Below are 26,145 nucleotides of genomic sequence, written 5' to 3' on the forward strand. Positions count from 1 at the left end.
AACAACTTCAAAAACTCCATTTTGAAAAAAGTATTCAAAATGGAGTTACTCCTTTTAAATAAATATGAGATTTTTAAAAAGGTTTGATCAATTTCCAGCTATGTTGTTTAACAAACGCGCCTAATTGTTGAATAAGGATACCTAAATGCTGGAATTGTCAAATTCGATAAGTTTACGAAGAACCTCCCTATTTATTTTATCCCATGAAAAATAAAAGATTTTGTTTCTGCAGTTGCTTGTTTAAACTCCCAATCTCCATAAGCTTGAATTTGTGAAAAGCCTGCCTTTTGTAAAGATTCATAGATTTCTTCCTGTGTTCGGAATTTTAATTGCATTTTTTCACGAATAACTACTTCTTCTGTACATGTATTTTTCACCGTTTCATAAAACGTAAAAACATCTTCTACAAACCCCTCGTATTCAGTCCAAATTTCAAGTGGCTCCCCGCTCACCTGATTCACTGCAACATCAGGTGTTAAATCCTTTTTCCAATGTTCCCAAGCTTTTGCTAATGGATTGCGTGTATCAAAAATAAAGTGTCCTCCAGATTTTAAAGCTCGATATGCATCTGAAATGACGTTCTTCCAACTTTCCTCTGTAAGAAATACTTGCGCAACATTTGCTGTCATTATGACAGCATCAAACATATTGGTTTTTAAGTTTGAGCTATCACCAACAATCCAAGCCACTTCCCCTTGATACTCTTTATTTTTTGCATATTCGATTGCCTCTTCATTCGGGTCAATAGCTATAATATGATAACCAGCTTTAGCAAAGTGGTTGGTCAATCTTCCTGTTCCGCAACCCAAATCAGCTATTTTTTTTACATTTAATTTCTTTAACATTGTTACAAAGAATTCATCGTCTTTGCCCCATTTATTAACTTGGTCATATACTAATGGAATCATTTACTTACCTACTTTCTTCATCTACTCATTATTTCTCTTAAACTACTTATTAAAGAAATGCGCCCTATTATTGAATAAGCTATTGCATGATGTATTCATAATATTCATTAGTTTGTTATAGCACGTAATTACGCTACATCTTTATAAGGCAAGACAATAAAGGATATCTAAAATCGCTTTTACCCGTTATTTAGGGCAATTACTTCTTTACCACCCATATATGGTCTTAAAACTTCAGGAAGTACTACGCTTCCATCGGCTTGTTGATAGTTTTCTAGTATAGCGGCAACTGTACGACCAATCGCAAGACCTGAACCGTTTAATGTGTGAACATATTCTGGTTTTGCATTTGGTTCACGACGAAAGCGAATATTTGCGCGTCGTGCTTGGAAGTCCTCAAAGTTTGAGCAAGAAGAAATTTCACGGTACATGTTTTGTGCAGGAATCCAAACTTCTAAATCATATTTCTTCGCTGCAGTAAAACCTAAATCAGCAGTGCACATTTTTAGTTTACGATATGGTAAGCCTAGTAATTGCAGTACTTTTTCAGCATGACCTGTCAACAACTCTAGCTGTTCATATGACTCCTCTGGTTTTACAAAGCGTACTAATTCCACTTTGTTGAATTGGTGCTGACGGATTAAACCACGTGTATCACGACCCGCAGAACCTGCCTCTGAGCGGAAGCACGGACTGTAAGAAGCAAAGCCTTGGGGTAAAGCCTCAGCCAGTAAAATTTCATCACGATAGAAGTTTGTTACAGGTACCTCTGCCGTTGGAATCATGAAATAATCTGTTTCCTCTAATTTAAATAAATCTTCCTCAAATTTAGGGAGATTTCCAGTACCCGTTAAGCTATCACGATTAACAATGATAGGTGGCAGCATTTCCTCATAACCATGCTCTTCTGCATGTAAATCCATCATAAATGTCATCAGTGCTCGTTCTAAGCGAGCTCCAAGACCACGGTAGAATAAGAAACGGCTACCTGTTACTTTTGCTCCTCGTTCAAAGTCAGCAATCTTCAAATCTGTAGCAAGATCCCAGTGTGCTTTAATGTCAAAATCAAATGTTGGAATTTCGCCCCAGGTATATTCTTCTATATTGTCGTCCTCTGTTGTGCCTACTGGTACAGATTCGTGTGGAATATTTGGCAAGCGCATCATCATATCTTTAAAGTGCTCTTCCACATTATTTAGTTGAACATCTATCTCTTTAATTTCATCACCAACCTGACGCATACGAGCAATAATTTCATCTACATTCTCCTTGTTGCGCTTCATAATTGAAATCTGTTCAGATACTTTATTGCGCTCTGCCTTTAATTCTTCTGTTTTAGCAATTAACTCACGACGCTTTGCATCTAAATCTTCAAAATCATCTAAGTTTCCTAAATCTTCATTACGTGTTAATAGAATTTCTTTAATTTCCGTGAAATTATCACGTATGCGTTTAATATCTAACATAGTCATACCTCCAGTAAATTTAATGATGGGAATCGTTGCATCCTTTAAGTCTTGGTGTAATTGCGTTGTAAGCTAAACTCAAATAGCTCCATTTTGAATAAAAATATACACAAAAAAGCCCCCACCCCTAAAAAGGGACGAGAGCTACCCGCGTTACCACCCTAATTGATTAAGGCATATGCCTAATCCACTTATTTTATAACGGCATTTCAGCCGGCAACAGCCTACTTACATTACTTCGACTGTGCAACTCCAGGACGGATTCACAAGTGCTTTTATCAGCTTCCACCGACCGCTGACTCTCTAAAAAAAACGTGCTTGCTACTACTTCCCATCATCGTGTTCAGTTATTTAAATTTCAACCATACTGTACTATATAAAAACAAATTTTTCAAGTCATTCCATAGGATACAAATTATTCTAGAAATTTTATTACCTTAACAAGATACTCCGCAATCTGGCCCTAAAATGAGAGCGAGCGCTGATCCTTATTACAGAATCGCGCCCGATTGCTGAAGATTGTTCTAACTAAGGCACACTATAGTTTAAGTGAAATTGTTCACAAAATGTAATCAGTGTTTTAATATCTCGGATAACGCCTGTTCCTCACCATCTAACATCGAAGTAACGATTGTCATAAAATCTTCAGCTCCAATTTCAAAATGACCTCTACGAAATGGATATCCCCAATTGCGATTTCCACGTGTAAAAGTGAGCTGGTTTAACAACAATGCAATCTTAACTTCTCGACAAGGAATATAACGCATATCTCTGCGAAATGGCATAAACGACTCCGACACTTGATGTTTGTAAGCACCGTTGTCCGTAACCTGACCAATAGCAGTAAATGCTTGAACTGGCTTCCCTTTTAACATGTCTGTGCGAGGGGAATAGTATATCAGCCAATCACCTGGAGACATTTTACGCAAAGGTGCAGCCTTACCGTGGCACAACTGTGCAAAACCACCTTCTATGGCTAAATTTACATGAGAAGCGGATACAACGCCAATCCAATATCTGCTTTTCTGACTTGTTTTATTCGACATGATGCATCCCCCTACTCTTCAAATGCTAAACTTTTCAACCGATCCAGTTGTAAAAAATGATGTCTGTAATGCATGTCAATCAACATAAACCATTCCTGCGCGTTTAAAGCACCGAACGCCGGATGAAGTATCTTGTTACTTACAGGCGCTTGTAGTAGAACTGATTCCGTATTCCTCATCCGTTCCACTACATTGTGAAGTCCATCTACCAAATGCTCCATGCTCTCTGGTGGTTGCGGAGTATAAATCGGAGAAGCAGGAACCTTAATACGAACAGCAGGAAATTGTTCTAGATTAAAAACAATCTTACCCTGCTCAGTTTTTTCCTTCGTTGGGTTCAATGTCGATTCTCTACCAGCTAAACATTGCTCGACATTATGTAGATGCATGAAAGCTGATTGTATTAAATGTACATACATCTGTCCAATGGACCAATCTTCTTCGTTCAGCTTTCTATGTAATTTTTCCATACTGAGTTTTGTCAGTTCTTCCAAATATCTTTCTACTGTAAGTTCAAATGACTTCAATACTTCCTTTGTACTTTTCATCCTTTAAGCAGCTCCTCTTCATTTTGGTATAGTCACAGTATAAAAGAACACTACTGACAGGTGTATGTCAGTAGTGTTCTAAAATTTTTTTCGCTACTTCCCGAATCTTGAAGCGTAAAGACTTCGGCTCAATCACCTCGATATCTCCGCCCCAGCCGAGTAAATGATGTAATAGTTCCTCTGGATACCGAACACGAAATTGAAAGATTACATCCTCATTCCGCTCCTCAATGGATGCAATATAAAAATTAACTGCTTCAATGATTTTGTCGGCAATTTCGGGGTTTGCTCTCATTATTATTCTTTCATCTCGATTGTCAGGTGGCCGATAGCTACTTAGGTCAAAATCATTTGGTAGAAGAAATTGATCTTCCAACACAGAAAGGTCGGACATCCGGGACAAGCGGAAATGTCGCATTTCTTGCCTCATTTCACAGTATGCTAGTAAAACCCAATTTTCATGGACAAGTGTTAATCCATATGGAGAGACCACACGTTTATGCTTCCGATTCCCATCTGTTTCTGGCATTTTTTTAATATACATAAAACTGATTTTGCACTGTTTCAAAATTGCATCGCGAACTTGATTAAGATACGTTTTTACCCGCTCTTCAGTTGACTGCTCACCTATATGAAGCAGTCGCATTGTTTCTCGAACAAGCCTTGACTCGTTACGAACTGACTCCGACAAAGTAGCCTCGATTTTGCGTTTAGCGGACTTTGCATTAATACCATAATCTGTATCCAACCTTTGTTCGATAAAATCAGCTCCCATGAGCAGGGAGACGGCCTCTTCTGCTGTGAACCTAACAGGGGGTAGAAAATATCCTTCCATTAAGGAATATCCCTGACCAGGGGCGCCTAAAATGGGAACCCCAGCCTCACTTAGTGCTTGAATATCCCTATATATCGTACGCACACTTGTTTCAAATTGAGAAGCTAAATCTTCTGCTCTCAGTGTTTTACTTCGCTGTAATTCAAGCGTGATTGCAAGCTGCCTCTCCGTTTTGTTCATTTTTTCCCTCCACCATTTCTGCATTCTATTACGGTACTTGTCCAATAGTAGAATAATAGCAAGTACTGTATGTGAGCTATATCCCTAAAAGTGAGCTGCCTATGCAACTCAGTATTCTTCAAGCAAAGCACCCGTTTTAGCTTAAATATTTTCTTTCATCTGTTTGGTGTTAATCAGATTTAACAACCTTTTGTTCAATTCCCAACGCCGTTTTATTGCTATCCCATTTCAAAAGTGTTACTGCCTCTTCAAAACATAACCATTCATAGTTAAGGTGCTCTTTGGATAATGATATATCTTTTGTAGGAACTTTAACACCAAATGAAAATTCATTGAATACATAAACGACTTGTCCCCAAAGGAAATTACTTTAACTACATCTTCTACTGCTAGTGAAGTAATGCAATATATGGATAATCTCTTGTAAAGCCAGCCTCTTCAAATACTTCTCGTTTAGCAGATTCAATAGGAGTCTGACCCTCTTCTCCACCACCAGCTAATCCCTGCCAATATCCATAATCACTTCTCTTAAAAATTGCATATTCAACCCGTGAATGTGAACACCGAGTGTGCCATGTACTGCCAAAACATCTTTTTCTTCGCCGCCATAGGCTTTTTCTACAGATTTTTACGCATAATCCACACTAGCTTTGTTGCAGAATTCTAGCCGAATGGTCACCATCAATAATTGCAATTTTCTTTAGTATTCATATTTATGTCTGGGATACCCTACTCAATGTGATCTGCTAATACTTTTTCATTTTGTAGCCATACCCCGGGTTTGGATTTCCCTATGTACCGCAGCATTCATAACGCTTCACACTTCAATAATTAGGAAAGCTTAGTAAAAGATGTTTACAAACAACGTAAAGTTAGTTATACTTACTAAGTAATCAAAAAAATTCTTAAGGAGGTCGAATAAAATGATCGTTATCGTTAAATTGATGTCATTGGTAGCTACAACTTCAGTAAAAATGAAAATCACACATTCGACCACATCGGAATGGACCGCTTAAGATTTTTTTGTAAATAAGCATACCCATACCGCAGGGAGAAGTGTCCCCCTGCGGTATTTTTGTGCCTTTTTCACCGTAGGGGAGTCTCTCTACGGTTTTTTTATGGCCATTTAAGGAGGTGATAATAAATGATATTAAACTTTTTTGCGCTCACGATAACTATTACCAAACGTAAGATCTCTCTTGAGAAAGCACTTCGTGATGAATATGTGGAAAAAATCTTTGAAGAGAACCGAAGAAAAATAGACGATTATATTCGTATTCGTCAATATTAATCTTGTTAATTAAAAAATATGAAAGGTGGGAATTGAAATGTTTTATATGATCAAAAGACGTTATGCAGTTTTATGGCTGGAGAAAGACACAACCACCAGATGAAGTAATATAAAGTGATAATATAGCTAATGTTATAATCTCAGTTGAGCTAACCCGTTCTAATCTAGGACGGGTAGCTTCAGGAGGTATTTTGCACTTTTTTAAGTGATATGTTACACAAACAACTTGATGTAGTTTAAGAAAATGCGGAATTACAATGTTAAAAAAAATAATTCTAATGCTAAAAATCGTAATTCCTCGATACTAAAATTGAATTTGGCAATTTTTATTTTAATTCCATTGTTCCGCCTAGTTAGCTATCCATGTAGTGCAAAAACAGTACCCGAATATTGAAGTTCGTTATTCATTTAAAACAAACTAAAAAGTCACTTTCCTTACAGAGAGGAAAGTAACTTGTAGTCTTTTTCAATGGCCTGATTGTGGGACTACTCTATTGTTACTCAATAATTATCAATTAGATATGTATATTGGACATGTCTAGATTAAATACTATTATTTATACGAATAACCTTTTGAGCGATCAATTATGAGGAGCATCCGATAACCAGTAAGTTGTGACCAATTTACTTATATTATGTAAACTAAAAATTATTTGGCGAGGAGTCGGGCTTGATTGCGTCTACTACCCATGCCATTGCAATAAACCCGCCTTCTTTGCATGAGGATTTTAAAGCTTCATCATATTTTAGACAAGTACTTTTATTTAATTAATTTGAAACGAAGATTTACAGAACGTTTATAGTATAGCCGTAAATTATCTCTTATATAGTGATCATTTCCTATTTCAATTTAATTTCATTTTAATCCCTGTGGAAACCTAAATACATTAAACGGATCATACTTTTGGTTAACTTGTTTCAACCTCTGTGCATGGCCTCCAAAGTATTCCTTATCATAATTTTTAAGCTCACTTATAGGAAAATTCACATAAGAACCTTTTGTCATATTTTTAATCATTTCAAAACGCTCACGAACCCACTCCTGATTATCTCTTGCATACTTATCCTCTATCCATACAGACTGGACACCCATTATATATTTAGCATCTCTATAGTAAAAAGCCGTTTCTTCTTTATCAATGTGCTTGATTTCTCCTCCTAATGCATAAAAAGAAATAGCAGCATATACAGAACCATCCGGAGGACTTTGGACACTAGTTCCAATATTTTTAAGCTCTTCTACTGTATAGTTTCTTTGTACAAACCTACCAGTGGATTTAAATTTTTCGAAAGGTGGATAGGTTGCCTCTACCTTTTTCACTGCTTCTAGAAAGGAAGATTCTTCTAAGTTCAATCGAAACCCTTTAATTTCTGCAAAAGGTTGTAAAATCTTTTTTGCTAATTTGGATGGACCGTAAAAGAAACCAGTTCCGAAAATTCCTAACCCTTCATTTTCAGCGTTATAAAAGCTTGTTACTAAAGTCATTCGTTTATCCAATTTAGGCAACCAATTTTGCCAAATATTCATGACATCTATTTGCTTAGCCATTGTTGTATTTACATAATAGAATCTAATGAATGTGACAGAACGTTGTGTTGGTTTTGGTAACTGAAAAGTCATGCTAATAACCACTCCAAAGTTACCTCCACCTGCACCTCGACAAGCCCAGAAAAGATCAGCGTTACAATTTTTATTTGCCTTAATAATCCTTCCCTCGTAATCTACTAGTTCTAGTTCTAGTAAACTATCACACCCCAACCCATAAAGTCGACTGGAGAATCCCCATCCACCCCCGAGTGTAAAGCCAGATACTCCGACAGTGGGGCAAGTTCCACCAGGAAAAACATATCCATTGGAGCCAACAAAATCATACACTTCCGTGTTTTTTGCTCCAGCTTCCATCTCTAATATGTGTGTTTTCTTATCTAGTTTCAGCGTATTCAATCTACTAATATCAATTACAAGCACGAAATCACCATTAGAATAGCCTTCATAATGATGTCCTCCAGACCTAATGCGGATATCCACACAATGTTTACGTGCCCAATGTATGGCATTCACAACATCTTGTCTTCTTTCACAATAGACAATGATCAATGGAAACTTTTGATTGGCACGATTCCATTCTTGTCTTGCTTCATTGTAGTTAGAATCTTTTACGGTTACTACTTCACCAGTTAGCCCTTTTAAGAACAATGAATCTTGCTCCATTTCAGTCACCTCTATCAACACAATAATAATTTTTCTACTAGTTTATTCTTTTGGTTGAAAGTGGTTTAGGTTTTAGGCTGATATAATTGACTACTGTAGCTAAATATAATGAGTTAGTTTAGAGTTAAAAAGCATGCAAATCCATCGGAAGTTTATTGAAAAAGCACGCTAAGTTAAATACCTGAATGATTGTCAAACAATTAATCCTAACTCTTAAGTGATTTAAACAAAATTAAAGAGCATCATTCTTATTTGTAAATGATGCTCCTCTAAAAAACGTTCCTACTTATCTTGTAATGATTTATGATTTAGAAATGTATTTAGTCTAAGTTGGCAAAATTAAAGGGTAAGAAGGTTTTTTTCGTCTATCAATGTGTAGAAAACTCCGCATATAACTTGTACATCAGCATCTATCCTCTGTTAGAACAAAATTACCTAATTGAGTTAGAACATAGTGGTTTACATGGGGAATTCCACTACATGAAGGACATCTATTTGGTTGGCCAAATAGAATCATCAATCGATTTATTTGTCTAGCATTTTTATATTTAATCTACCTTGGCTTTAAATCATGGTTATTACGTAGACAAAAGGGTATGATTTCTGCACCATCTATGCCAAAGGAAATATCTATTCCATTTTGTATTTTCATGATTTTACTAGGTGTCATTATGCCACTCTTTGGAATTTCTCTTATTGTAGTTGTTTTAATTGAACTAATTTTTGGATTTACAAAAAGGAATAGAACCGCCATTCAAGGAAGAAAATAACGAACAATAAAGTATACTCATAATAATAAAAACCAGGTGCTAACACAATAAGCTCCTGGTTTTTATTAATATTAAGTTAATATCTGTAACGTTCTTACAAGCTTTTTATAATATTATCTATATATGCCTCATCAATGGGTCCATAAACTTCATGAACAATCTCTCCATTTGCGCTTAGAAATATTGTAGTGGGTATTGTAAAACCACCGAATCGCTTTCGGATATCCCCAGTTTCATCCAATAAAATAGGTAAATCCCATCCCTTTTTAGTAGCATATTTAGTTACCGTTTCTATACTTGCTTCGGTATCAGTTGCATTGACTGTGACAATCTGTACATCTTTTTTTGTGTCATAATAATTTTGCAAGCGTGGCATTTCCTCATTACAAGGTCCACACCAGGTTGCCCAAAATACAAGGACAACCGGTTTGCCTAGATAATTGTATAATGTTTTTGGTTCGCCTCTGAGATTTGGCAATTCAAAATTTCGCACTGCTCTATCTGAAAGTTTTATATCTGCTGTGTTAACTGTACTACCAATTATTTCTTTAGAAGTTTCAGTTTTATCTGAATCTAAATAGCTAATAAAGACAATACCAATTAAAATTAAAACAACACTTGCTGAAAGCCAATTTTTCAAGACCTCTCCTCCCCTAAATACAATTTCAACCATAGGGATTCTAAAGTTTCTTCCGAATATTGTCTTTTCAGGCTCGAAATATTACCAGACGCAAGAATTTTACCTTTATGAATGAAAATTACTTCATCTGCAATCTCCTCTACTGTTGATAGTAGATGAGTAGAATATAAGATTAATTGACCTTTCTTTCTTTCTTCCTTTAAAATTGATTTCACTCTGTTGATCCAATACGGATCTAGACCGTTGGTAGGTTCATCTAAAATATACACTTCGCATTCGCCTAACAGGCTTTGTGCAAAGTTTAAACGTTGTCTCATTCCTTTTGAAAGCTCACTAACAAAACTATTTTTATGCTCGAATAGATCAACTAACTGTAAGATATCATCTTGACTCTTACTATTAATCCCCTTTAGCTTACCTAAAAGCTCAATAATTTCTTTCACTTTGAGTGTAGTTGGAAAGTTTAAATCATCAGGCATATATCGTACTCTTCCTTTGGGAATGCCAGTTATAGTCCCTTTATCTAAGGGTAATTGTCCCATAATCAGTTTCATTAATGTACTTTTTCCAGCACCATTCTCCCCCACTAACGCTACAATTTTCCCACTTGTAAGTTGATAGGTAACTGGGCCAATTTGTTGTCCTTTACGATATGTAATCACAACCTCTTGTAGCTCTATCATCTATAGCTCTCCTTACGTTTCAACTTTAAAAAAGCAAGACAAAGTGGAATAAACCACCATACTATTGTGATACCTATTATCAAGCCAATCCCTAGACTAGTTTCGTAAAACTGTGATAAATAATAAAACGACTTCCCTAAAATACCTGTTTGTTCTATTTGAATTAAATAGATATAGCGGAGCCACTCAATAATATTAATATGAACATGTGTATAAATTATTTTTTCATAGACGTGTTTTGGAATAATGGTTCCAATTGCCATTACTACATAATTACTCAATAATGTAAAAACTGCCCATAGCCCTAGACTAAAACCTAATGCCTGTAATCGATGTATGGAAAAAGCGCCAATCATTACACTTATAGCACTAAAAACAACGATAATAACTGTTGTTAATACAAGAAACTGACTATCTATATGAACGCCACCAAAGAAAGAACCTACAATTAAAATAACTGCCTCTGTAGTTGCTAAAGCAAATAAAAAAATGGATACTAATGCAATATATTTCGCCCCTAAATAATGTGCGATACTAACAGGATATGATCGTATTAATTGATACCATCCTGATTCTATATCAGCAGCTATACTCATTGCTCCTATTGTCAAAATAAATAAAGGAAACAAAAAAAGTAATAAATTTAAGAGAGAGGCTTGAAAGCGGTCGAATCCGCCCGCATCCGTGTTTAACTGTTGCAACATCAAAATAGCAACAAATAATACAATAAAAATACCAAGCAACATGTAAATCCACTTACTCCGGAAAAGCTGTTTTATTTCCGATTTAATCAATGTTCATGCACACCCCAATTAAATGACGTTACTAATTCTTCGTATCCAAGAGGCTTACCCGCACCATTTTCTTGCTCATAAATTGCTGCGTCTCCAATCGACGCAAAGGCAAGTACACCATAATTCATGGGTGTCCAATAATCCTCATTATATAAATAAGCTGCCGTTTTCACATCTATCCATTCTTGCTTATCATTTGATTTGATATAAGCTGCTGCTACTTCTTGCTCTGGACTTTTCAAATATTCAATTAAACAACCTAGATCATCAAACACTAAATAATCATTATTCTTGAAAATTACTTGCCCTGCATAATCAGGATGCGTAATACCCATGTTACAAACAATACAAATATCCGTCTCTGGATCAATATCTCGAGGTTCTATGGTCTTCTCCGAACAACCCATCAAAAAAAGTCCAATTACTACTAATAAAATGATCTTTTTCATTTCAATTTCCTCCAACTTAAAACTAGTACAATCAGTAAAGCAACGCCAATGCTAAGATGTTTTCCTGAAAAGGATACTTGCCAAGGCTGACCCTCACGAACAATGGGTTGCGCATCCATTAGAGCATTTGGTTCTGATATTTTGTTATCCATCTTTTCTAATAATCCAGTGGCTGTACTCCCAATAAAATATTGATAGTATTCGTTTTTTAATACCCATTTACCGAAAGTAGACGTTGCAATGTAAACACTATCGCCATAGCCATCCTCATCGAAGTCTTCCCCTTCGTAATCATCATAAACATTCGCTCTAAGTGTTATGCCTTGGGACCCACTTGAAGCAACGAGCACATTTCCATAAAGTTGATTGTTTGTAACAAGGACATCTTTTGGCTTTATATTTTTAAATACTAATAAATTACTAGCAAATATATTACTGGACATATCTACCGTATCTGCCTGCTGTAATTGAACGGCTATAGAATTTTCACGAATGATATTTTGGACCACATTTACTTTTGAAGTTTGATAAAGTGTAATGCCAGAACTATTTAAAGCATTTTGATGTTTAATTGTGTTCTCTTCTATATCTACATTATTTGCCATCATGGACATTACCCCTGTTATATGATGTGAGTAGTTATTCTGAAGTAATTTCATATCGCTACCATACATGATATGAGTCCCGTAACGTCCATACGTAATCGTGTTTTTTTCGATTGTAACTTGTCTGCTATTCTCTAAGTAAATCCCATCTTGTGTTTGTGTAATAGTACTATTTTTAATATGAATACCTTTAGAGTTATAAAGAGAAATACCATGGCTTTTTTCTGAATAATGACCAGATTTACCAATAATGTCTACTTCAGCAATTTCACTATTTTCTACACCATCGAAGTAAATAGCAAACCTTTTTGTTTGAAAAGAATTTTGGGTTATTTTTATGTTTTTAACTTTTTTTGCAACAATGCCTTGCTCTCCAAGAAATTGAATGTCACTAATCTCTACATCATCAGCTTTAATTTCTATTTTTCCAGTGAATTTAACACCTTTGTTTCCGTTTATTTTAATAGGTTCTTTTATTAATAAATTTTCTGAATATAGTCCTGGTTCTAGCTCTAAAATCTCACCCGACGAGAGACTATCAATCTGCTGTTGTACGCTCTGAGCATATGCAGGTGTTGAAAATCCAACTATGCAGAAAAAAAGGGCAAGTAAACTGCCCTTTTTCATATTAGTGACTATGTGTTTCTTCAGTTCCATGCTGGTCCTCACTATGTTGTTCATGGTCCCCTTTTTCTTGCATCATTTTTTCACGACGTTCTTTTGCTGCTTGTTTAATTACGTCTAATTCTTCAACTTTTGCGGTTGGATTTTCTGAAATATAAGCTTTTGCATCTTCTTCAAAGGCAAAGAATATATACCCCCAGTTCATAGGGGATTTCATATCCGTTTTAACAGCTGTAGCTTCCTCAACATCTATCCAATTTAATGTTATATAATCTCTCACAAATTTTTCATTCGTTTGATTTTGAACCAACTCCGCATTTAATAAACAGCCAATGTCGTCATAAAATGCAATCGATCCATCTGGTTTAACAGATTGCGCAGAAAAAACGCCTAGGTCATGGTCCTTTGTATATACTTTCATATTACACATTTCACAAACAGTATCCTCTGCTGGCTCTTGTAGACGATCATCTATTTTCCACTCAGCAGTGGATGCTAAATATGTAACTTCATTCTTCGGTTGCTCTGAAACAACCTCTTCATGTGTGGGCTCCTGTTGAGTGTCTTTGTTCGTTCCTGTTGTACTATCCTCATTACATGCATAAAGAGCTAGCATAAATGGAACAATTAGAAAAACTTTCTTCATACCTTTACCTCCAAAGTAATTATTTTACTAGACATATTTACTTTACTAAAAAGTTGTGAAAAAAATTAGAAATTAAAGTGACAATAATATTCTTTTTGAATAGTTAAAATCGATTACGTGAAGATTCGCTCCTACCACAACCTTACTATTTCTTTGAGATCTCCTTGAAGAAAATGTATTTTGAATTGTAAAAAAATGTCTTATTTTTCTATAATAACTTGTATGACACGGCGAGTATTTGTTTGGAAAGAAACTTCATATTGTTCTACCTCCCCTGTGAAGTAATGTTTTAGTTTATAACGCCTAGCCCACCTTAATATATCTTCAGCATTATATAAATAAGCCATTTCGTTTGGTCCTCCTGTATTGTATAAAAGCTGCGCATATTCATACACCTCAAACATAAAAACACCATTTAATTTAATAGAGTTCATTATTTTTTCCAATATCACTAATTGGAATTTGTGCTGAAAATGACCAAATACCATGATTGCACCATCATAAGTTTCTTGAGGTAGCTCATACTCTATTAAATCTGCTCTTATTGTAATAATTGATACACCATTCATTCTTGCTAATAACTGCACCTTTGCTAGACCAGATGAAGTTGAATCATAAACTGTTATCTGGTGTCCAAGCTTCGCTAAAAAAACCGCGTTCGCTCCCTCTTTCTCTTCATAGGCAGCAATTTTGGCTTGTTTAGGAAAATATTGAACTGCTGAGGTAATAAATCGATTAGCCTCAGTTCCATATATATATAATGGTGGACTAGCTTGCTTACTCCATATACTCATACCCTTCCTCCTATTTGTAAAAAGCTTCATTTTTTAACTATATTGTTCCTATTAACATGACCATTATAAAAAACAATTGAGAAATTCAAATGAACTTTATGCAACAAAAAATAGAATTTCATTTGTATAACCTATAGGGCTGCTATAAAAAATAGGGCTAATAAAGAGAGCCCAGTGTAAAGAAATTCTTGTTACTTAAACTATTTTGACAAAACAATGAAATATAGTTCCTTTCAATTTCACATATTACTCATTCGATTTTCAAAACTATTTAGTATGATTGCGTTGCATTTGATTAAAAAATGAAAGGAAGAGGGTAATATGAATTTTCCATCCGTGGATTATACATGGTTTGGTAATGGCACTGTGATTGCTCTTATTGCAATTATTCATGTGATAATTAGCCATGGCATCGCGATAGGTACATCTGTTTTAGTTGTATCGACTGAATATCGAGCGATGAAAAAGAAGAATGAGCAATTAGATCAAATAGCAAAAACAATGTTGAAATGGGTTTTAATCATTACTACAACTATAGGAGCGATGACTGGAGTAGGAATTTGGTTTTCAACCACAGTTATACAACCAGATTCCATTTCTTCTTTATTGCGTATTTTTTTCTGGGCATGGGTGGTTGAATGGGGAGCGTTTATCTCAGAAGTAATTATACTTATTATTTACTATTATACTTGGGATACATGGAAAGAAGGCGAACGTAAACGTAAACATATCATGCTGGGCGTAGCACTCAGTGTTGCTTCATGGGTGACAATGGTGATCATTACGGGTGTCTTAGCTGCAAAATTAACACCTGGGCGTTGGATTGAAACTTTTTCATTTTGGAATGCATTTCTCAATCCAACCTACTTCCCTTCACTTGGATTCCGCATGTTTTTAGCAATTATGCTAGCAATATCTTTAGTATCATTTTTTATCCGTTGGCGTATTAAAGATAAGGCTTTACGTACAGAAGTTTTTCGTGTATTTGCATTCTGGGGTGCTATCTCTTTACCTATGACTTTTATCATAGGGTTATGGTATTTATGGTCCATCCCAACTGAAGCCTATAATATGATTGTCTGGTCTACAGGGATGTCCGAGGTGATCTTCAAAAGTTTAAATATCTTAGGATTTAGTATACTTATTATTTTCTTAGTATGGCTTGCAAAAAGTCCAAAAACTGTCCCATGGATTCTATCAATAGCAGTGATGTTCTCATCCATTGGTTTTATTGGGGAATTTGAAGTTGTAAGAGAAACAGTAAGAAAACCCTATATTATCTATAACTACATGTATGCGAATGGAATGTTAGCAAAGAATGAAGAAAAACTTAAAAAAGAAGGTTATTTGGCCAATGCGACGTGGGCAAAAGAAAAAGAAGTAAACGAAAATAATATGGTTGAAGCGGGTAGAGATGTATTCGTTGGTCAATGTATTACCTGTCATACAATAGATGGGTGGAGAGATACAAGAGCCTTGTCTAGTAGAATGGTTGGTTGGGATAAGGAAGCCATTATGTCCTTTGTTCCGAATATGCATTTTGCACAAGTAGCAATGCCTCCATTTATGGGGACTGAAAAAGAAATTGAAGCTTTAGCTACTTATATTTTAACAGTACTTGAAGAGGAAGAAGAGGTGTCTACAAAATGAACTATTTAAGTTTTGCTTTAATTTCTTCAGATAACCCTTTACCAATACCTGCACCTATTGGGTTACTAGAAATTCTTATCGTTGCGACATTTATTTTTCATATCATTTTCGTGAATTTTACAATCTCATTGACTGCAGGAGCAGTTGGATTAGAAATTACGAGTATGATCAAAAAAAATAGTTTATTTGATAAAATGGCGCAAATTTGTTCATTTCATGCTTCCATACATAAGAGTATTGCAGTCGTTCTAGGAGTTGGCCCATTACTGATTGTGAGTGTCTTGTATACACAATATTTTTTTTCTTCAACTATACTAATAGGAAAGGCTTGGATGAGTTTACTAATCCTCCTAATTACTGCATTTCTTCTGTTATACATTTACAAGTTCACTTGGGATAAATATCAAACCAAAAAATTATTTCATATTAGTATTGGTTTCTTGGCAATGTTGATTTTATTCTTTGTGCCTCTTATTTTTATTGTCAATGTAACTTCTATGTTATATCCAGATCGATGGGGAGAAGCAAAGGGTTTTTTTGAAAGCTTAGTTTACTATCCTCAAATTTGGCAACGTTACCTACATTTCATGCTAGCAAGTTTAGCAACAGGTGGATTTTATATGTTTGTCTATTTTGCTTATCAGAAGCGGAAGCAGAAGAGATTAGAGGAACATGAGCAATCATTAAAACTTCTTGGTGCAAAAGTAGGCTTTTGGATTACAATTGTTCAGTTGGTAGCTGGTTTCTTATTATTATTTTCATTTGATACGAATATTCGTATGCTTTATTTAGGCGAAGATTTATTGTTAACATCTTTACTCATCATTTCTATTGTATTGACTGTCATTCTTTGTATGCTACTATATGCAGCAGGCTATAAAGATTCTACAAGTGCTTTTCTAGGATCTATAATTGTATTCACTTTTGTTATAGGAATTATGGGATGGATGCGACATGAATTAAGGGAAGCCTATTTATCTCCATATCTTGACGAACATCCACGAACAGAAGAAGGAATTGAATCTACCTCTGAATGAAATTAATTGTATTAATCATACTTCTATATAACGTAATCCTCAATCCCGTTTTTCTATTGGATAAACGGGATTGCTTTGTTATTAAAACAATATATCACTTCATTTAATTGAAATTATTTAGCTTAAACTATGAGATAAAACTTCTGCTCATAGATAAAATAAAATGTACATTGTAATGCACTCTAAGTAGATTCACTATATAAATCACTCTGATCAAATTGTCTTTTCATCATATTTTCCCCCTATTATAGGTATTACTTTAATTGTTGCTCTACTGTTTTATTCAAAACTAAACAGCCACACCTGTTTAGATGTGACTAGTAATACCATACTCAAGTATGAAGGTTACTTACGTACTTAAACTTCACTTTTATTTTACAATTTCTAATTGCTTCGCATTATAAGTTAAAATATCCTGAACTGAATTTAAAGTTCCGTCTGGATAACTTCTTAATTCAACCAGTTTTGCTTTATCTAAGAAACGAATGGCAACAGCAATATAGAAGTTATATCCTTCCCTTCGATTCTTCGCTATTTTCACCAAAACAACGTATAATAAGAGAAACAGAAGAAGAATTCATTTTTCCTCTAGTTAAAAAAAGAGGTGCAATTACTTGAAACAATTTGAAACAGCATTACCAGAGCAGTATGAAACATTAAAAAAACAGGCCAATTATACGTCTAGCTGGCGAGAGCGTTTAGACGCAGTCGAAAAGTTATCAGCTTATCAACATGACAAAATCATAGATTTATTAAAAAATCGTATGCAGCATGATACTGTCAACAAGGTGCAATTAGCAGCCTATGAAGCACTTGCGGCGTTTGGCGAGGACGTAGAGAAGCCATCACCTGCACGTTTTGATATTATTAAAGGAACAGAAAAAATTTTCCTGCGTGTTAAAAAGAGCTTGCCGAAGGACCATACAGTGGCAGACTTTGCGGATAAACTAAAACGTATGCGTTTAGATGTCTTTGACGCGTATGAAGGCGACAAAGGTGAACAATTTATGAACTGGTTAGAGGAACGTTGGACAAAACTATAATCAGCAGTTTTGCGATTTATGAAGGAAAGTCATTCTCTCCGCTTATGGAGGGAATGACTTTTTCATATCTTACGCTGCGGTTCATCGAAACCAATATTAAATTGTCTTACTTCTTTTCTTTGATGATCTATCTTTATTGTTTAATGATAAAACAAGCACCTAATAAAACTAACCTGCTCCTTTAGTTTAAGTGGAAATTTTCACAATTTCTTTGTTCCATAACAATTTTGATTAAATATGTTACTCAAGTAAATGGCTCTATAATGAGATCGAGCGCTAATCCTTATTACAAAATCGCGCCCGATTGCTGAAGTTTGTTTTTTTAACTTACAATTAAAAAAGTCTTATATCATATTTTATACAGATTTTTTCTTCACATTAAAAGGCTCTCACTGTAAAGTTTTTTACCACTAATTTAATTTCAACCGTATCGGATCAATCTCTTCTGTTATTTTTACAGTAGAAGGCACTATTTTGAAAGTGTTCGGTATATTTTGTAAATCGTTAAATTGTGCTCTATAAATGGTACGATTATTAGTACGTTTTTCATCAAATTTACTAGAATTTCTATCAGCAACAACTAAGCGATTATCGATTACAATATTCCATCCCATCGGCCTTATCTTTGGTTCACCTTCCGTAGAAATTTGAATGTGCAATGAATTATTTTCAATTTCTATTGAATCTACTGTATATTCTGCGTTTTCAAATTGAAATGGTTGCGGCTGTTGCGAATTTACTTGCGTCTCATTTAAATTGTGCACAATTTTTTCCATAGTAAACACTTCTAATACAGTTGACTTAGTATAGCTTGGGACAGAAACCGAATAAATCATTTCACCTAATACATTAGTTCGCCTCCCACTAGAAGAACTATTGATTAACGGTTTTTCTTTTAATCTATGCCCTGCAATCAATTCACCCGCATCATTTTTAAGGGCAAAATGGACATTTGTCCGAACTTCACCGAAAAAGAAATCTTCCATTTTATCAATTGGTGGATTTAGAAATTCATCATATTCATAACGAGTTAGCATTTGACTGTATAAATTTTCATAATAACGCTGATTTTCATCATTGAATTTTACACGAAATTCAATATCCATGTTTTCTCCATCATTAACCACTTGCTCGATTGAAACATCCAAAAACGGTGCATCTAAGCTAGGTTTTTGGTTTTGTTCACTTGTTTTAAGTACCTCCTGGTCACCACTGTTAGGTTCGATTAATTCCGCTGGTTCATCAATTGGCTGTGCAACTTCACTGGGCATTCGATTCCAATAATAAAATCCGAAACTTAAGAACAGAACTGCAGCACTAATTACACTAATTTTCAAACTATGCCACACTTTCTTACGCTTAGTATTTGTTTGAATAAGCTGCATAATTAGATCCGCTTGACTACTATGTTTAATAATTGGAGTATTAAGCTGTGCAAATAAAGTTTGCTGCTCCTTTCTTAATTGCTGGTATTCATTTTGACAACTTTTACAGGTTTGCAAATGGGCTTCAAGTTTCTCCAACTCATTAGCTTCTAAAAAGCCTTCCACATAATCTTCTATCAGTAACGAATCACATTTCATAAAAATAACCTCCCTTTGTAGTTCCGATTGATCTTAATTTTCTTTTGCTACGGTGCAGTTTGTTACGTACTTCGTTCATAGAAATTTGAAGCACTTCACTAATTTCATCGTAGCGAAGCCCGTTCACAAATTTTAGCAACAACACGAAATACTCGGTTTCATCTAGCTGCTGTAGGAGTTGTTCTAATTGCTCATTTTTCTCACGTAATAATAGAATTTTTTCTGGATAACGACCGTCTGCTATATCCATATCTATTGATCTTGCTTGCTGCTTATATTTTCTTAAATAATCAAAACACTTATTGACAACAATCCGATAGAGCCATGCATTAAACGACCCTTTTTTTTCATACTTATGTAGGTTATAGTACACCTTAATAAAAATATCCTGAACGATATCTTCTGCAACTGTACGATTACGAACAATTCGTATAACAGTGGTAAATACTTTCTGTTCATAATGTTTGATAATATATGCAAAGCAATGATCTTCTCCGTTCTTTACTCGTGCAATCACTTCATCTATCTCCATCTGATTCACCTCCTTACTACTATAACGATCAATTCTTTATTTCCTCTCAGAATAAGTTTAATTTTTTCTATTGACGGAGTGCTGCAAGGGAAATGCGGATTGACAACACTAAGAAATATACATCGAACGGCAAGGCATAAACGTCTAAATATTAGTGTATCTAGTGTTTTCGCTTCTTGCATAATAAGCTGTATAAATAAAATTTATAGAAAAAGCCACGAAAATGAACTGCACCCCATTATTAAATTGTGTCTAACAATGGGAGTGCAGTTCACGCTCATGGCTTTTTCAAGTGTTTCCAAACTTTGATTTGGGAACGTTATTTTGTATGTGTTTGTATATTATACTTACTTAAAGGTCGTTAAATTATCTGATATAGTATTTAAAAAATCTTTTTCAAATTTATAATAAAATTTACCCTCAGTCTCACTTAATGTTATGGAATCCGTTTGCATTCCGTTGCTTAAAGAAACCAATTTTATTGACTGAATTTCTAGCTGATTTTCTAACAATGAATCAAGTGATGTATTCGTTTCCATTTGAGTAAACATTTCTTTTAATTGTACTGGTGACATTTCAACTTCCATTTTATTAATTATAGCTTGCAATAGATTTACGAGATTTTCTTCATTTAGATTTACACCTTCTGTGGCTGCCATTAACAATGCGATAACTTCTTCACCGCTAAAACGCTGTAATCCTTTTTCAAATTCAAATGCTACTTGTGTGATTGCTCTCACTCGAATATCTTCTGACAAATCGTATTCTAATCCATTTACAGAATCAATGAGCGTTGAAATAGTTTCCACATCAATTACTGAATAATAATCAATTGGTAAAGCTACTAATTTTGAAACAGTCGTTTTTACATTATCAGCGCCCCCAAATTTATATGCAAACAATAATTTATCGTACAAAGGTGTCCCATCATTATTAGTCGATACTGGTGCATATGTCTCAGCAGGGAATGATACAACTTTCATCATCTTTTTATCTTTATTATAAGTAAGTAATAGATTTAGATAAATTCTATTATCCATCTCTTTTGATTTCACCGTAATTAATGTAGTTGAAACCTTCTCTTCTTCAACCACTTGGTTACTTGTAGTACGTATATTAGATTCTTTAGTCAGATTTCCAGGGAGTAATGATGGCAAAAATAAAAATAAACATAGACCTATTATTAATATAGAAACTGTTACTGGTGCAAATTTTTGTAGGAAAATAGGTGACTTTTTTTGCATATGAGAATCCCTGTCTATTTTCTTGATTTGTTCAAATACTTTTTGACGATCTTCTTTCGTAAATTGTAGTTCTTGATTTAACTTATTAGAAAAGTTAGTTTTTGAACGTTTCTCATTCATTAACTTCTGCCTCCTTTATCATCGACTCTAATCGTTGTTTTGCTCTTCTTAATCGAGTTTTCACTGTATTTACCGAAACATCTAAAACATTGGCAATTTCATCAGTCGTCAATGAATCGTAGTAGTATAGATAAACCACTTCCCGATATACTTTTGGTAGAGAAAAAATCGTATCTTTAATTTCTTCATTATTGTATTTATCAAGTACTGTTTTTTCTGTTGAAGGTAATATTGACTTCGCCGTTTCATTAATAAAACTTTTTACGTGTACCATTTTGTAATTCCAACTTTTCAAATAGTCCTTACATTCGTTAATGGTAATACGATAAAGCCATGTTTTAATTTGTGCGTCAAAGCGAAATGAATCAAGGTTTTTGTAACATTTGATAAACGTATTTTGAACCATGTCCTTCGCAATCTCTGCATCTTTCACATATGAAAACGCTAATCGTACCAACTCATTACCATAATCAATCATCAATTTTTCTAGTATGAAATCATTTTCTTCTCTACCCAATCTACTTCCCTCCTTCTCAACCTGCTCCCAAATTCTTCTATTAGACGATTATCAATTCAAGAAAGGTTCAATTTTTAAAAATAACTCCAAAATATCCGTTACCGACTTGTAACAATTGCGATTGTAAGTGCTGAAAACAGGTGGGTGTTGGATTTTTTAATTATTTGATCAACCTTTCCATAAATTCTATTGATTGCTCCTTTTATAATTCATTGATGTCTGAATTATAGACGCGATTTTTTGAAGGTGAATGACTCTTGTCTAATCATCTATTCTTCTCTCTTACTATTTCATAAGAATAGACTAGCATTATAATCATGTTGGATTAAATTAATGATATCAACCTTGATATGAGAGCAAATCTAAAGAGCATGTTTTGAAAAGATTGTTCAAAACATGCTCTTATTTATTGTGGCAGATTAAATTCTCTTTCAATTACTTTAATATCGATAAGGGCACCCCAAAAACAGATGGAGGTGCTGATACCATGTATCTTGTTGATAGAAGTATTTCACAAGGTAAAAGAACTGGTGTTTATTCTGTATTCGGTATTATTACTGGCTCCTTGGTTCATACGTTATTTGTTTCTTTTGGCTTAAGATTATTGATGTAATTTATCTCGTTTATCTAGGAATTAAAATGATATTTGATAAATCCAACATAGGTTTTGAAGCGTCATCTAGTAAATTAAACTTAAGAAAAATTTATATACAAGGTCTTTTAACCAGTTTAACGAATCCAAAAGTCTCGTTATTTATTATTGCTTTTCTTCCGCAGTTTATAGATATAAAAGCATCAGATCCTGCTCCTTTTTTAATATTAGGGCTTACATTTACAGCAACTGAACTCCTATGGTGTTTATTTGTTGCTTATTTCTCCTCGTACGTTACTAAAAAACTAAGAGGAAACCAAAAATTAGGTATGCTTCTGAATAAAATAACGGGAATGATATTTATTTGTATGGGGTTAAAGCTACTTCAAACAAAAGCTCCACATTAAACTTGTAAAATAAAACAATGCCCCCCTACCCAATGAGTTCCTTTCAAATTTGAAGGGACTGTTTCTTAATTAATATCCGTTCGTTTACTGCAGACTTTATTTCTGACATTCTTTCAATATAGTGATGATAAGTTTCCTTCCACTCCTTATTGAAGTAAAGCTCCTTTAGTTGAAGAAGGGATATCTTTTTTCACCTAGGGCTACAGGGAATCCTCAACTTACTAATAGTTTTTTGAGTGCTTGTTTTGCTCCAAATTTTAATCTAGCTCCAAGGCTACTAGCAAATCCCCTCAATTAATGAAGATATTTGGAAAACCTGCATCTTTTTTAAGTACCATTGAAAGAACTATTTTTCCCATACTATTTCCTATTAAAAACAGAAAATGGATTTATAAAATTGTTTTAATTCTTGAACTTTTAACTAGAAAATCACTTCATATAAAGCATTATCTAATAAGAATATTAGATACGAATCAGACATATATTAATTTTAGTATTTCATTTAAACAAAAATCTATTATTCTATTCATGTTGGAATTATATTAAATTTTCTATAAAGATAGGATGATGACAATTATTGAAAAGTCGGTTCTTGCGATGGTTATTTTACGTGTATTGTCTGGGAGTATTGAAGTAAGTGCTGGGTTGTTGATGCTAAAGTTAAATAATTTAGAAAAAGCATTTTATATTAATACAATGCTTGCTTTGGTTGGGCCAACCGTTTTAATCGTAACGACAGCAATTGCCTTATTTGGACTAGCAGATAAAATACCTGTGACGAGAATCATTTGCTTATTTACAGGTATAACACTTATTATTATTAGCTCACATAAAAAGTAAACATAAAATATTACTAAAATAATAATTATAAAGTATGAAAATGCCAGAATATGAAATTAGTAAATAGATTGATATCTTCCCATCCACCATTTTGGACATAAGTCTTCTTCTGTCTCGAACATTTATTTTATAGCCTGATTCCATTCATAATCTTTTCTTTGTTAAACTCTTTATGAATCACATAACATGTTTATCCGTCCATTTGAAAAATTTTTTTACTAATCATGTTCATTAAATCACTGTAGCGTGTGACGACGCTGCTTTTTTTTATGTATAATTAGCCTTTGCTTGCACAAATTAGTATTGAGTGTATCGCACGCACTTATACGGTGGTGGCGTTGGTTGACCGTCACGACCTCCCTCAATAAGGGTTACATTACCTCTGTAACCCTTTTTTATTTCTATTCAAATTAACATTACACTACATCAGGTAGGTTTCTACTTTGGATTAACCTTGATCAAACCTTTACGACCACTAACCCGATTTGTAAGTGTACTTCCCATCTTACTCAGTACTACAAACCTTGCCTATATTTAACTTCCCTTTAATCTACATGGTTTACACAGCACGCGACATCAGCATGAACATCTACTAAAACCGTATCAAACATTTCAAGAAGTTCGCGAATACGCTCATTTCTCAAACTATAGTAGCAATATTTTCCTTCATTACGACCAACAATAATGCCACAACCTTTTAAACAGGCTAAGTGTTGAGAGATATTAGACTGATTCCCCTTTAATTCCTCGACGATTTGAGATACTGTCTTCTCTTTCTCTTTGATACACTCTAAAATTTGAAGTCTTACCTTATTTGAAAATCCATGAATTAGTTTGATTTTTAAATCAATATTTTTTTCTGTCACAAAATCTCCTCCAATTCATATTAGACTTAGCTAATATGTTTTGATATGATCATATTCGATATCACTACTATGTGTGTCAAACATACTAGCACTACCTAATATGTCTGTCAAAAATTTTCAAAAATATGGGTCTCTCTTCAGCTAATAAACGTAGGCATCCTCAAGTTAGATTTTTTACTTTCCGAAAAGGAATATCAGTTTAAATTTGGGACAGGTTTCGCAACTGGCTGGACACTTGTAGTAATGGCTTTAGGGCGAACAAACCCCGATAAAGGCTTATTATACATACTTATTTATGTACTTGGCTTTTCACTTCCCTTTCTTAAGCTGTCACTATTTATTGGCAAATTACGTTTCTTTCAATAAAGAAGCCATCGATTTATGATGATTGGCAGATGAATTATGATTTTCATGGGGATTTTATGATATTTTGACATGATGACAAAGATATTGCGTGAGTCACTCCTATTTTTGGAGGGGACACAGGATTTTAGAAGCTCTTACGCTCTGTAGAAAGGTTGGATGTAGCATTGAATAATACGTGGAACAAAATTATCTATAAAATTGGCTCTTCCTTTTACGATAAACTTTTTAACACAGGTGCGTTTTTAAAGACTAGAAAGAGGATTTTTCAAGAAGTACCTTTTCAGCGTAAGCAAAAAATCCTCTATGTAGGTATTGGTACTGGGGCTGATTTAGAATTAATCAACTATGTTGATTATGATATAACAGCTATTGATTATTCTCCTGATATGCTAGCGAAAGCTCAACATAAATTCGAGCACTCTTCTATCAATTTTTTAGAAATGGATGCTCAAAAAATGTCTTTTGCAGATGAATCATTTGACTATATTGTAGCTAGTTTAATTCTTTCTGTGGTTCCTAATGAAAATAAATGCTTTGAAGAGATGATACGAGTTTTAAAGAAGGATGGTAGAATTCTTATCTTTGATAAATTTGCTCCTAAAAATCAAAAACTAACGCTAACAAAAAAATTGGTAAGGCCATTTATAAGTATGTTAGGAACAGATATTGGACGAAGTTTTGAGGAGTTGTTTAACCAAAATGATTATAGGCTCAAAATTATAAGAGATGAATCTGTTATGTTAAAGGGTATGTATCGATATATTGAAGTTATTAAACGCTCTTAGCTAAATCGTATAATCGCAATGAATGTTTCGGAGAAAACTCATCAAGGAGCTCAAGCATCTTATCAGAGCTAA

General features: G+C 34.2%; 25 protein-coding genes, 2 pseudogenes and 1 other annotated feature. Of the genes and pseudogenes, 8 read left to right on the forward strand and 19 right to left on the reverse strand.

Annotated features, from left to right (window positions below):
• Window positions 1-191: 191 nt before the first annotated feature.
• The 6 genes and pseudogenes from JIN86_RS13975 to JIN86_RS14000 all read right to left on the reverse strand — a co-directional run bounded on the left by JIN86_RS13975 (window position 192) and on the right by JIN86_RS14000 (window position 5,519).
• A complete protein-coding gene (locus JIN86_RS13975) occupies window positions 192-908 on the reverse strand; it encodes a class I SAM-dependent methyltransferase (RefSeq protein WP_202342218.1) in 717 nt (238 codons plus the stop codon).
• 179 nt (window positions 909-1,087) lie between these two features.
• Window positions 1,088-2,374: a serine--tRNA ligase gene (gene serS / locus JIN86_RS13980; protein WP_009371656.1), complete on the reverse strand. Its 1,287-nt coding sequence runs from the start codon at window positions 2,372-2,374 to the stop codon at window positions 1,088-1,090.
• A gap of 130 nt (window positions 2,375-2,504) precedes the next feature.
• Window positions 2,505-2,721, reverse strand: a binding site (T-box leader).
• Window positions 2,722-2,946: 225 nt separating this feature from the next.
• The gene (locus JIN86_RS13985) at window positions 2,947-3,420 is read right to left on the reverse strand and encodes an EVE domain-containing protein (protein ID WP_202342219.1); all 474 of its coding nucleotides are present in this window, start codon (window positions 3,418-3,420) and stop codon (window positions 2,947-2,949) included.
• Window positions 3,421-3,431: 11 nt separating this feature from the next.
• Window positions 3,432-3,968, reverse strand: coding sequence for a DinB family protein (locus JIN86_RS13990; RefSeq protein ID WP_202342220.1), 537 nt, complete (start codon window positions 3,966-3,968; stop codon window positions 3,432-3,434).
• 67 nt (window positions 3,969-4,035) lie between these two features.
• Window positions 4,036-4,983, reverse strand: coding sequence for a helix-turn-helix transcriptional regulator (locus JIN86_RS13995; protein ID WP_004230373.1), 948 nt, complete (start codon window positions 4,981-4,983; stop codon window positions 4,036-4,038).
• A gap of 141 nt (window positions 4,984-5,124) precedes the next feature.
• Window positions 5,125-5,519: pseudogene (locus tag JIN86_RS14000) on the reverse strand (NUDIX hydrolase).
• 608 nt (window positions 5,520-6,127) lie between these two features.
• Here JIN86_RS14000 and JIN86_RS14005 point away from each other — a divergent pair.
• On the forward strand, window positions 6,128-6,274 hold the full coding sequence (locus JIN86_RS14005) for a YrzI family small protein (RefSeq protein ID WP_004230375.1): 147 nt from the start codon (window positions 6,128-6,130) through the stop codon (window positions 6,272-6,274).
• An 856-nt stretch (window positions 6,275-7,130) separates the two neighbouring features.
• Here the strand turns inward: JIN86_RS14005 and JIN86_RS14010 are convergent.
• The gene (locus JIN86_RS14010; RefSeq protein ID WP_202342221.1) at window positions 7,131-8,486 is read right to left on the reverse strand and encodes an FAD-binding oxidoreductase; all 1,356 of its coding nucleotides are present in this window, start codon (window positions 8,484-8,486) and stop codon (window positions 7,131-7,133) included.
• A 470-nt stretch (window positions 8,487-8,956) separates the two neighbouring features.
• Between JIN86_RS14010 and JIN86_RS14015 the strand changes: the two genes are divergently transcribed.
• On the forward strand, window positions 8,957-9,256 hold the full coding sequence (locus JIN86_RS14015; protein WP_202342245.1) for a PepSY domain-containing protein: 300 nt from the start codon (window positions 8,957-8,959) through the stop codon (window positions 9,254-9,256).
• A 94-nt stretch (window positions 9,257-9,350) separates the two neighbouring features.
• On the opposite strand, the gene JIN86_RS14020 is transcribed toward JIN86_RS14015, so the two are convergent.
• The 7 genes from JIN86_RS14020 to JIN86_RS14050 all read right to left on the reverse strand — a co-directional run bounded on the left by JIN86_RS14020 (window position 9,351) and on the right by JIN86_RS14050 (window position 14,491).
• Complete coding sequence (locus JIN86_RS14020) at window positions 9,351-9,896, reverse strand: TlpA family protein disulfide reductase (protein WP_004230379.1); 546 nt, start codon at window positions 9,894-9,896, stop codon at window positions 9,351-9,353.
• Window positions 9,893-10,579, reverse strand: a complete 687-nt coding sequence (locus JIN86_RS14025) for an ABC transporter ATP-binding protein (RefSeq protein WP_004230380.1) — start codon at window positions 10,577-10,579, stop codon at window positions 9,893-9,895. The genes JIN86_RS14020 and JIN86_RS14025 overlap by 4 nt, the downstream gene beginning before the upstream one ends.
• The gene (locus JIN86_RS14030; RefSeq protein ID WP_004230381.1) at window positions 10,576-11,325 is read right to left on the reverse strand and encodes an ABC transporter permease; all 750 of its coding nucleotides are present in this window, start codon (window positions 11,323-11,325) and stop codon (window positions 10,576-10,578) included. The genes JIN86_RS14025 and JIN86_RS14030 overlap by 4 nt, the downstream gene beginning before the upstream one ends.
• A gap of 44 nt (window positions 11,326-11,369) precedes the next feature.
• Window positions 11,370-11,822 (reverse strand): nitrous oxide reductase accessory protein NosL, encoded by a 453-nt coding sequence (locus JIN86_RS14035; protein WP_004230382.1) that lies wholly within the window; start codon window positions 11,820-11,822, stop codon window positions 11,370-11,372.
• Window positions 11,819-13,084, reverse strand: coding sequence for a right-handed parallel beta-helix repeat-containing protein (locus tag JIN86_RS14040; RefSeq protein ID WP_202342222.1), 1,266 nt, complete (start codon window positions 13,082-13,084; stop codon window positions 11,819-11,821). Before JIN86_RS14040 ends, JIN86_RS14035 begins: the two co-directional genes overlap by 4 nt.
• Complete coding sequence (locus JIN86_RS14045) at window positions 13,056-13,697, reverse strand: nitrous oxide reductase accessory protein NosL (protein WP_004230385.1); 642 nt, start codon at window positions 13,695-13,697, stop codon at window positions 13,056-13,058. The genes JIN86_RS14040 and JIN86_RS14045 overlap by 29 nt, the downstream gene beginning before the upstream one ends.
• A 200-nt stretch (window positions 13,698-13,897) precedes the next feature.
• Window positions 13,898-14,491 carry a class I SAM-dependent methyltransferase gene (locus JIN86_RS14050; protein ID WP_004230386.1) on the reverse strand — a complete coding sequence of 198 codons (594 nt, stop codon included), beginning with the start codon at window positions 14,489-14,491 and terminating at the stop codon, window positions 13,898-13,900.
• 321 nt (window positions 14,492-14,812) lie between these two features.
• On the opposite strand from JIN86_RS14050, the gene JIN86_RS14055 reads away from it, so the two are divergent.
• The 3 genes from JIN86_RS14055 to JIN86_RS14065 all read left to right on the forward strand — a co-directional run bounded on the left by JIN86_RS14055 (window position 14,813) and on the right by JIN86_RS14065 (window position 18,221).
• Window positions 14,813-16,141 carry a c-type cytochrome gene (locus JIN86_RS14055; protein WP_202342223.1) on the forward strand — a complete coding sequence of 443 codons (1,329 nt, stop codon included), beginning with the start codon at window positions 14,813-14,815 and terminating at the stop codon, window positions 16,139-16,141.
• A complete protein-coding gene (locus tag JIN86_RS14060; protein WP_202342224.1) occupies window positions 16,138-17,178 on the forward strand; it encodes a cytochrome ubiquinol oxidase subunit I in 1,041 nt (346 codons plus the stop codon). Before JIN86_RS14055 ends, JIN86_RS14060 begins: the two co-directional genes overlap by 4 nt.
• A 614-nt stretch (window positions 17,179-17,792) precedes the next feature.
• The gene (locus tag JIN86_RS14065) at window positions 17,793-18,221 is read left to right on the forward strand and encodes a HEAT repeat domain-containing protein (RefSeq protein WP_004230391.1); all 429 of its coding nucleotides are present in this window, start codon (window positions 17,793-17,795) and stop codon (window positions 18,219-18,221) included.
• A gap of 410 nt (window positions 18,222-18,631) precedes the next feature.
• On the opposite strand, the gene JIN86_RS14070 is transcribed toward JIN86_RS14065, so the two are convergent.
• The 4 genes from JIN86_RS14070 to JIN86_RS14085 form a co-directional block, all read right to left on the reverse strand.
• Window positions 18,632-19,804: an anti-sigma factor gene (locus JIN86_RS14070; protein WP_202342225.1), complete on the reverse strand. Its 1,173-nt coding sequence runs from the start codon at window positions 19,802-19,804 to the stop codon at window positions 18,632-18,634.
• A complete protein-coding gene (locus JIN86_RS14075; RefSeq protein WP_202342226.1) occupies window positions 19,794-20,336 on the reverse strand; it encodes an RNA polymerase sigma factor in 543 nt (180 codons plus the stop codon). Before JIN86_RS14075 ends, JIN86_RS14070 begins: the two co-directional genes overlap by 11 nt.
• 347 nt (window positions 20,337-20,683) lie before the next feature.
• The gene (locus JIN86_RS14080; RefSeq protein WP_202342227.1) at window positions 20,684-21,700 is read right to left on the reverse strand and encodes an LCP family protein; all 1,017 of its coding nucleotides are present in this window, start codon (window positions 21,698-21,700) and stop codon (window positions 20,684-20,686) included.
• Window positions 21,693-22,217, reverse strand: coding sequence for a sigma-70 family RNA polymerase sigma factor (locus tag JIN86_RS14085; RefSeq protein ID WP_004230396.1), 525 nt, complete (start codon window positions 22,215-22,217; stop codon window positions 21,693-21,695). The genes JIN86_RS14080 and JIN86_RS14085 overlap by 8 nt, the downstream gene beginning before the upstream one ends.
• A gap of 475 nt (window positions 22,218-22,692) precedes the next feature.
• Here JIN86_RS14085 and JIN86_RS14090 point away from each other — a divergent pair.
• Window positions 22,693-23,216: pseudogene (locus tag JIN86_RS14090) on the forward strand (LysE family translocator); the annotation flags it as partial.
• 564 nt (window positions 23,217-23,780) lie between these two features.
• A complete protein-coding gene (locus tag JIN86_RS14095) occupies window positions 23,781-24,056 on the forward strand; it encodes a YqhV family protein (protein ID WP_202342228.1) in 276 nt (91 codons plus the stop codon).
• Between the two features lie 545 nt (window positions 24,057-24,601).
• Here the strand turns inward: JIN86_RS14095 and JIN86_RS14100 are convergent.
• A complete protein-coding gene (locus JIN86_RS14100; RefSeq protein WP_004230401.1) occupies window positions 24,602-24,922 on the reverse strand; it encodes an ArsR/SmtB family transcription factor in 321 nt (106 codons plus the stop codon).
• A gap of 530 nt (window positions 24,923-25,452) precedes the next feature.
• On the opposite strand from JIN86_RS14100, the gene JIN86_RS14105 reads away from it, so the two are divergent.
• Complete coding sequence (locus JIN86_RS14105; RefSeq protein ID WP_202342229.1) at window positions 25,453-26,073, forward strand: class I SAM-dependent methyltransferase; 621 nt, start codon at window positions 25,453-25,455, stop codon at window positions 26,071-26,073.
• The last annotated feature ends 72 nt before the right edge of the window (window positions 26,074-26,145 follow it).

The sequence above is a fragment of the Lysinibacillus sp. HST-98 genome (assembly GCF_016757845.1).
In the GTDB taxonomy this organism is placed as follows: Bacteria; Bacillota; Bacilli; order Bacillales_A; family Planococcaceae; genus Lysinibacillus; species Lysinibacillus capsici.